General features: G+C 70.9%; 8 protein-coding genes. 1 reads left to right on the top strand and 7 read right to left on the bottom strand.

Translation table 11 applies throughout. The features are described 5' to 3' along the window. The 7 genes from pheT to infC all read right to left on the bottom strand — a co-directional run. Window positions 1–1,524: phenylalanine--tRNA ligase subunit beta (pheT, locus tag H5J33_RS17525; protein WP_181795860.1), on the bottom strand; the 1,524-nt coding region annotated here is incomplete at its 3' end. Beyond that, window positions 1,524–2,645 (bottom strand): phenylalanine--tRNA ligase subunit alpha, encoded by a 1,122-nt coding sequence (gene pheS / locus H5J33_RS17520; protein ID WP_181795859.1) that lies wholly within the window; start codon window positions 2,643–2,645, stop codon window positions 1,524–1,526. The genes pheT and pheS, both read right to left, overlap by 1 nt. Before the next feature lie 155 nt (window positions 2,646–2,800). After that, on the bottom strand, window positions 2,801–3,934 hold the full coding sequence (locus H5J33_RS17515; protein ID WP_181795858.1) for an ATP-binding protein: 1,134 nt from the start codon (window positions 3,932–3,934) through the stop codon (window positions 2,801–2,803). A gap of 50 nt (window positions 3,935–3,984) precedes the next feature. Continuing rightward, entirely contained in the window at window positions 3,985–4,848 is an 864-nt protein-coding gene (locus H5J33_RS17510) for an RNA methyltransferase (RefSeq protein ID WP_181795857.1), read from the bottom strand. 200 nt (window positions 4,849–5,048) lie between these two features. Next, window positions 5,049–5,432, bottom strand: coding sequence for a 50S ribosomal protein L20 (gene rplT, locus H5J33_RS17505; protein ID WP_006141703.1), 384 nt, complete (start codon window positions 5,430–5,432; stop codon window positions 5,049–5,051). 98 nt (window positions 5,433–5,530) lie between these two features. Further along, window positions 5,531–5,725 (bottom strand): 50S ribosomal protein L35, encoded by a 195-nt coding sequence (rpmI, locus tag H5J33_RS17500; protein WP_004933563.1) that lies wholly within the window; start codon window positions 5,723–5,725, stop codon window positions 5,531–5,533. Between the two features lie 124 nt (window positions 5,726–5,849). Further along, on the bottom strand, window positions 5,850–6,488 hold the full coding sequence (gene infC / locus H5J33_RS17495; RefSeq protein ID WP_078637498.1) for a translation initiation factor IF-3: 639 nt from the start codon (window positions 6,486–6,488) through the stop codon (window positions 5,850–5,852). A 400-nt stretch (window positions 6,489–6,888) separates the two neighbouring features. Between infC and H5J33_RS17490 the strand changes: the two genes are divergently transcribed. Beyond that, a complete protein-coding gene (locus H5J33_RS17490) occupies window positions 6,889–7,245 on the top strand; it encodes a DUF1844 domain-containing protein (protein WP_030781230.1) in 357 nt (118 codons plus the stop codon). Window positions 7,246–7,407: the final 162 nt, after the last annotated feature.

Genomic DNA, 7,407 nt, shown 5'->3' with positions numbered 1-7,407 from the left:
CGGATACGGGCCCCGGGGGCGTACGGTCAGCCCGCGGCCGGAGGGCGGCTTGGGCAGCGTGGAGGGCAGGTTCTCGTAGCCCTCGAGGCGGATGACCTCCTCGGCGAGGTCGTTCGGGTCGGCCAGGTCGGGCCGCCAGGACGGGACGGTGACGATCAGCTCGTCCTGTCCGTAGACGTCGCAGCCGACCTCCTGGAGGCGGCGGACGACCGTCTCACGGCCGTAGGCGACGCCCGCGACCTTGTCCGGGTGGTCGGCCGGGATGGTGATGGTGTGCGGCGCGGAGGGCGCGATGACCTCGGTGACGCCGGCCTCCGCCGTGCCGCCCGCGAGCAGGACCAGCAGGTCCACGGTGCGCTGCGCGGCGGCGGCGGCCGCCTGCGGGTCGACGCCCCGCTCGAAGCGGCGGGACGCCTCGGACAGCAGCTTGTGCCGGCGGGCCGTACGGGCGATGGAGACGGCGTCGAAGTGGGCGGCCTCGATGACCACCTCGGTCGTCGCGTTCTCCGCGTCGTCGTGGTCGGCGATCTCGGTGTCGGCGCCGCCCATCACGCCGGCGAGCCCGATCGGGCCGCGCTCGTCGGTGATGACCAGGTCCTCGGAGTGCAGGGTGCGCTCGACGCCGTCGAGGGTGACGAGCTTCTCGCCCTCCTCGGCGCGGCGCACGCCGATGGTGCCCTGGACCAGCTTGCGGTCGTAGGCGTGCAGCGGCTGGCCCAGCTCCATCATCACGTAGTTCGTGATGTCCACGGCGAGCGAGATCGGGCGCATGCCGACCTTCTGCAGCCGGCGCTGGAGCCAGATCGGGGAGCGTGCCTCGGGGCGCAGTCCGGTGACCGTGCGGGCGGTGAAGCGGTCGCAGCCGTACGGCTCGGAGACCTGCACCGGGTAGCCGAAGGCGTTCGGGGCCGGTACGTCGATCAGGGCCGGGTCGCGCAGCGGCAGGCCGTAGGCGATGGCGGTCTCGCGGGCCACGCCGCGGATGGACAGGCAGTCGCCGCGGTTGGCGGTGACGGCGATGTCCAGGACCTCGTCGACCAGTTCCAGCAGCTCGATGGCGTCCTTGCCGACCTCGGTCTCCGGCGGCAGCACGATGATGCCGTGGGCGCCGTCGTCGCCCATGCCCAGCTCGTCGCTGGAGCAGATCATGCCGTGCGAGACCTTGCCGTAGGTCTTGCGGGCGGAGATGGAGAAACCGCCGGGCAGGGTGGCGCCGGGCAGGACCACGACGACCTTGTCGCCGACCGCGAAGTTGCGGGCGCCGCAGACGATCTCCTGGGGCTCACCGGTGCCGTTGGTCTGGCCGACGTCGACCGTGCAGAAGCGGATCGGCTTCTTGAAGCCCTCCAGCTCCTCGATGGTCAGCACCTGGCCGACGACCAGCGGGCCCTTGATGTCGGCGCCGAGCTGTTCGACGGTCTCGACCTCCAGGCCTGCCGAAATGAGCTTGGCCTGGACGTCGCGGCCGGTCTCCGTCGCCGGCAGGTCGACGTACTCCCGCAGCCAAGAAAGCGGGACCCGCATCAGATCTCCATCCCGAACGGCCGGGTGAACCGGACGTCACCCTCGACCATGTCTCGCATGTCTTCGACGTTGTGGCGGAACATCAGCATCCGCTCGATGCCGAACCCGAAGGCGAAGCCGCTGTACTTCTCCGGGTCGACGCCGCAGGCGGTGAGCACCCGCGGGTTGACCATGCCGCAGCCGCCGAGCTCGATCCAGCCCTCGGACGAGCAGGTGCGGCAGGGCCGGTCGGCGTTGCCGACGGACTCGCCCTTGCAGACGTAGCAGAGCATGTCCATCTCGGCGCTCGGCTCGGTGAAGGGGAAGAAGTTCGGGCGCAGCCGGGTCTTCATGCCCTCGCCGAACAGGGACTGGACCATGTGGTCCAGGGTGCCCTTGAGGTCGGCCATGGTCAGGCCCTCGTCCACGGCCAGCAGCTCGACCTGGTGGAAGACCGGGGTGTGGGTGGCGTCCAGCTCGTCGGTGCGGTACACGCGGCCGGGGCAGATCACGTAGACCGGCAGTTCGCGGTCGAGCAGGGAGCGGATCTGCACGGGCGAGGTGTGGGTGCGCAGCACCACGCCGGACTCGGCACCGCCGTCGGGGCCCTGGACGAAGAAGGTGTCGGCCTCGCCGCGGGCCGGGTGGTCCGGGCCGATGTTGAGCGCGTCGAAGTTGAACCACTCCGCCTCGACCTGCGGCCCCTCGGCGACCTCGTAGCCCATGGCGACGAAGATGTCCTCGATGCGCTCGGAGAGCGTGGTCAGGGGGTGGCGGGCGCCGGCCGGGACGCGGTCGTACGGCAGCGTGACGTCGACGTCCTCCTCGACCAGCACCCGGGCGTCGCGCTCGGCCTCCAGCTCGGCCTGGCGGGCGGCGAGGCCCTTGTTGACGGCGCCGCGGGCCATGCCGACGCGCTTGCCGGCCTCGGCCTTGGCGTGCGGGGGCAGGGCGCCGATCTCGCGGTTGGCGAGGGCCAGCGGGGAGGCGGGGCCGGTGTGGGCGACCTTGGCCTCGTGGAGCGCGTCGAGGGAGTCCGCGGCGGCGAAGGCGGCGAGCGCCTCGTCCCGCATGCGCTCGATCTCTTCCGGTTTCAACGCCTCGACCTCTACAGGGTCGTACGACTTATTGGGTGCCGACATCTCTTCCCGTGCTTCCGATTGTCCCCCAGCTGACGCTGGGAGGTGCCCCCTGGCGGATGGTCCCCGTCACCGACTCGCGAGGGCCGCGCGAAGGACACAAAGGTGCCAAAGGCCGAGTCTAACGGGGTGGCGGTAGGCGAAGAGCCCGTGGGCCCTCAGGCGAGATACGCCGGGGCCGCCACGGGCAGGGTAAATCGGAACTCGGCGCCGCCGCGGTGGGCGCGGCCGACCGTGATGGTGCCGCCGTGGGCCTCCACGATGCCCTTGACGATGTACAGCCCGAGTCCGGTGCCGCCGCGCTTGCTGCCCCGCCAGAAGCGGGTGAAGACGCGGTTCATGGACTCCTCCGGGATGCCGGGCCCTTCGTCGCTCACCGTGACCGATGTGCCGGTTTCCTCGCCCTCGCGCGGGGACGCCGAGGGCGTGATGCCAATGGTGACGGTTCCCTCGCCGTGCCGCACGGCATTTTCGATGAGGTTGCTGAGTACCTGGTCGATCTTGTCGGGGTCGGCCCACAGGGCGGGCAGCGGCTGTTCGATGCGGAGCAGGAACCGCTCGGCGGGCTGGCCGGCCGCCACATAGGCCTGGATGTGCCGGGAGACGGCGGCTTTGAGGTCGACGGGCTGGCGGCGGACCTCCAGGCGCCCGGAGTCGATGCGGGAGATGTCCAGCAGTTCGGCGATCAGCCGGGTGACCCGGTCGGCGTCGGCGTCGACGGTCTCCAGCATGAGCCGCTTCTGGTCGTCGGTGAAACGCTCCCACTTGGCGAGCAGGGTGGCGGTGAAACCCTTCACGGAGGTCAGCGGGGAGCGCAGCTCGTGGGCGACGGTGGCGATCAGCTCGGCGTGGCTGCGCTCGGTGCGGCGGCGGGCCTCGGTGTCCCGGAGGGAGACGACCACGGACCGCACCGGACCCAGCGGTTCGTCGCGCACGTACCGGGCGGTGACCAGGACCTCCCGGCCGCCCGGCAGCAGCAGGTTGCGCTCCGGCTGCCGGACCCGGATGGCGAGTCCGCCGTAGGGGTCGGTGAGCTGCCACCAGCGGCGCCCCTCCAGGTCCTCTAACGGCAGCGCCTTCTCCAGCGGCTGTCCGAGGACGTCGGCGGGCGGTACCCCGGTGATGCGTCCGGCGGCGGCGTTGAAGCAGGTCACGCGGCCTTGTCCGTCGGCGATGACCAGGCCGTCGGGCAGCCGGTCCGGGTCGAGGCCCCGGTGTCCGCCCGGCTCGGGCACAGGTGTGTCCCGTTCGTCCCGTCCCTCCGGCGCGGTGCTCGTGCCGGCCACACTCATCCCCGTACCCCACCTCTCAGACGGCGCAGGGCCCCGCGCTGGTCACCCTACTAGCTCTCGGTGACGGAGCGGCACCCTCCGGAGGCACGCTGCGCACGGGCCGAGGCGTAGAGGCATACGGCGGCGGCGGTGGCGAGGTTCAGGCTCTCGGCCCTGCCGTGGATGGGGACGCGCACGACGGCGTCGGCGAGGGCCCGGGTCTCCTCGGGCAGCCCCCACGCCTCGTTGCCGAACACCCAGGCGGTGGGTCCGCCCATGGTGCCCTTGTCCAGCTCCTCGTCCAGGTCGCGGTCGCCGGCTCCGTCGGCGGCGAGGATCCGCACCCCGGCCTCCTTCAGGCCGGCCACGGCCCGCTCGACGGGCACGCCGACGGCGACGGGCAGGTGGAAGTGGGAGCCGACGGAGGCCCGGACCGCCTTGGGGTTGTACAGGTCCACGGAGGCGTCGGTGAGGATCACGGCCTCCGCGCCGGCGGCGTCGGCGCAGCGCAGCACGGTGCCGGCGTTGCCGGGGTCGCGCACGTGGGCGAGGACGGCGACCAGCCTGGGCCGGGCGGCGAGGATCTCCTCGAAGGGGGTGTCCAGGAACCGGCAGACCCCGACCAGGCCCTGCGGGGTGACGGTGGTGGAGATCTCGGCGATGACCTCCTCGGAGGCCAGGTGCACCCGGGCGCCGGCGTCCCGCGCCTGCCCCACGATGTCCGGGTACCGCTCGGCGGCCTCGACGGTGGCGAACAGCTCCACGAGCGTGGCGCTGCCGTCGGCCCCCCGGTGCCCGGCGCCTTCCCGCACGGCCTGCGGCCCCTCGGCGAGGAACAGCCGGTCCTTGCCCCGGAAGTTCCGCTTGGCAAGCCGCCGGGCGGCAGAGACACGCGCGGACCGGGGGGAGATCAGCTCGGGGCTGACGGGGGGCATGTTGTTCTTCACCTTCGGATGAGTTCTCTTGCTTTCCACGCGGGGTGGCTGCGGCGCCCCGTAAGAGGCGCGGGGAACTGCGCGACAAGCCCCCACCGGCCGGCAGCCGAAACGACTGCCCGGAGGCCCCCAACACCAGGACCCGCAAGCTATGCAGCCTGCGGGTCCAGAAGTGAGCGTCGGCTAGAGCCAGCGCAGCGTCACGCGGCCTTGGGCGCGTTGACGTCCGACGGCAGCGCCTTCTGCGCGACCTCGACGAGCGCCGCGAAGGCGTTCGCGTCGTTCACGGCCAGCTCGGCCAGGATCTTGCGGTCGACCTCGACGTTCGCGGCCTTCAGACCCTGGATGAAGCGGTTGTAGGTGATGCCGTTGGCGCGGGCAGCGGCGTTGATGCGCTGGATCCACAGCTGACGGAAGTCGCCCTTGCGCTTCTTGCGGTCGTTGTAGTTGTAGACCAGCGAGTGGGTGACCTGCTCCTTGGCCTTGCGGTACAGGCGCGAACGCTGACCGCGGTAGCCGGAGGCCTGCTCCAGGATCGCCCGGCGCTTCTTGTGGGCGTTGACTGCCCGCTTGACGCGTGCCACTTGTTAACTCCTTGTAGCGGGGTCGTGGGGGTCCTCACACGACCCGGAAACGATTCGGTCCCGGTCCAGACGCACGGCGCTCACAGGGCGCCGTCGCGTCACTTGCCGAGAAGCTTCTTGATCTTCGCGGCGTCGCCCGGGGCCATCTCGGCGTTGCCGGTGAGGCGACGCGTGACGCGGGACGACTTGTGCTCAAGCAGGTGGCGCTTGCCGGCGCGCTCACGGAGCACCTTGCCGGAGCCGGTGACCTTGAAGCGCTTGCTGGCACCGCTGTGCGACTTGTTCTTCGGCATAGCGCCGTTATCTCCTCGTCGGTGGCGCTCCGGTGCCCGGTCGTGAAACCGGGCACGGTGGAGCGTCGCTCTCTTCTTTCGGTTACATCCTCGGGGACGTGCGCGGACGCACATTCCCCCGGGATCACGCCTCGGCCGGCTCCTCGGACGGCGCTTCGGCCTCGGCAGGGTTCTGCGACTTGCCGGGGTTCGCCTTCGCCTCGGCCTTGCGGGCCTCCTGGGCCTGACGGGCCTCGGCCATCGCCTCGGTCTTCTTCTTGTGCGGACCGAGGACCATGATCATGTTCCGGCCGTCCTGCTTCGGGTTCGACTCGACGAAACCGAGGTCCTGGACGTCCTCCGCGAGCCGCTGCAGCAGTCGGTAGCCCAGCTCGGGGCGGGACTGCTCACGGCCACGGAACATGATCGTGATCTTGACCTTGTCGCCCTGCTTGAGGAACCGGACGACGTGACCCTTCTTGGTGTCATAGTCGTGCGGGTCGATCTTCGGCCGGAGCTTCATCTCCTTGATGACCGTGTGCGCCTGGTTCTTGCGCGCCTCACGGGCCTTCATGGCCGACTCGTACTTGAACTTCCCGTAGTCCATGAGCTTGCACACGGGCGGACGGGCGTTCGCCGCGACCTCGACCAGGTCCAGGTCGTACTCCTGCGCAAGCTCCAGTGCCTTCGCGAGCGGCACGATGCCGACCTGCTCGCCACTGGGACCGACAAGTCGCACCTCGGGAACGCGAATCCGGTCGTTGATGCGGGGCTCGGCGCTGATGGATCCTCCTCGGTAGCACCACGCGACGGTCTGGCGGACAGCCGCGTAACGTCTGTGTTCGTTAGACCTAACCGCGCCGAAGCAACAAAAATGCCCCGGACGATCACTTGCGGGGCTCCAATACATCCGGAGCACCGCCGCGATGTCGCGGGGCGCGCTTTCGGGCGACTCCATCGCCCGTACGGAACGATGGCGGTCACCTGACCGGACCCGCCGTCCCGGGGGACGGAGCAGGTGGGAGATCGGAGCCTCCACTTGTGGGCCGAACACGCAGGTGTCCGGCCGGTCGTTTCCCCCAGACTACAGGGTCGGCACAGAGGGTGCCAAACCGTGCGGCCGGGCCGTGCGGGGCGGGCTCCCGCGGGCGGGGGCGCGCCCGGCGGGGCCTATCGTGTGGGGCATGAGTGACACCCCTCCTGAGTCCCCCGACTTCGACGCGATGACCCGGGACATCGCCGAGGTCCCCGCCGTCGAGGTGATCGTGACGGTCGCCGTCAACCTGATGAGCGCCGCCGCCGTGAAGCTCGGGCTGAGCGAGGAGGGCGAGAAGTACAAGGACCTGGACGAGGCCCGCAAGCTGATCACCGCGCTCGCCGGTCTGCTGGACGCGAGCGCCACCGAGATCAGCTCCTTCCACGCGGCCCCGCTGCGCGACGGCCTGAAGTCGCTCCAGCTGGCGTTCCGCGAGGCGTCGGTCGTCCCGGACGAGCCGGGCCAGGGCCCGGGCGAGAAGTACACCGGCCCGGTCTACGGCTGACCCGTCCCCTCCCCCGCCGCCTCGCGCGGGGGCTCATTCCCTCACGTACAAGGGCTCGCCCGGAGGCGTGGTCCCGGCCGGCAGCAGTGCCAGGTCGAGGCCGCGCACCAGGCGGGCCCGCAGTGTCTCGTCGGCGGCGGCGGTGACGAAGAGGAAGGCGCC

Origin of the sequence: Streptomyces sp. WELS2 (genome assembly GCF_013870595.1) — a bacterium.
In the GTDB taxonomy this organism is placed as follows: domain Bacteria; phylum Actinomycetota; class Actinomycetes; order Streptomycetales; family Streptomycetaceae; genus Streptomyces.
This window is presented reverse-complemented; position numbering and strand designations above follow the sequence as displayed.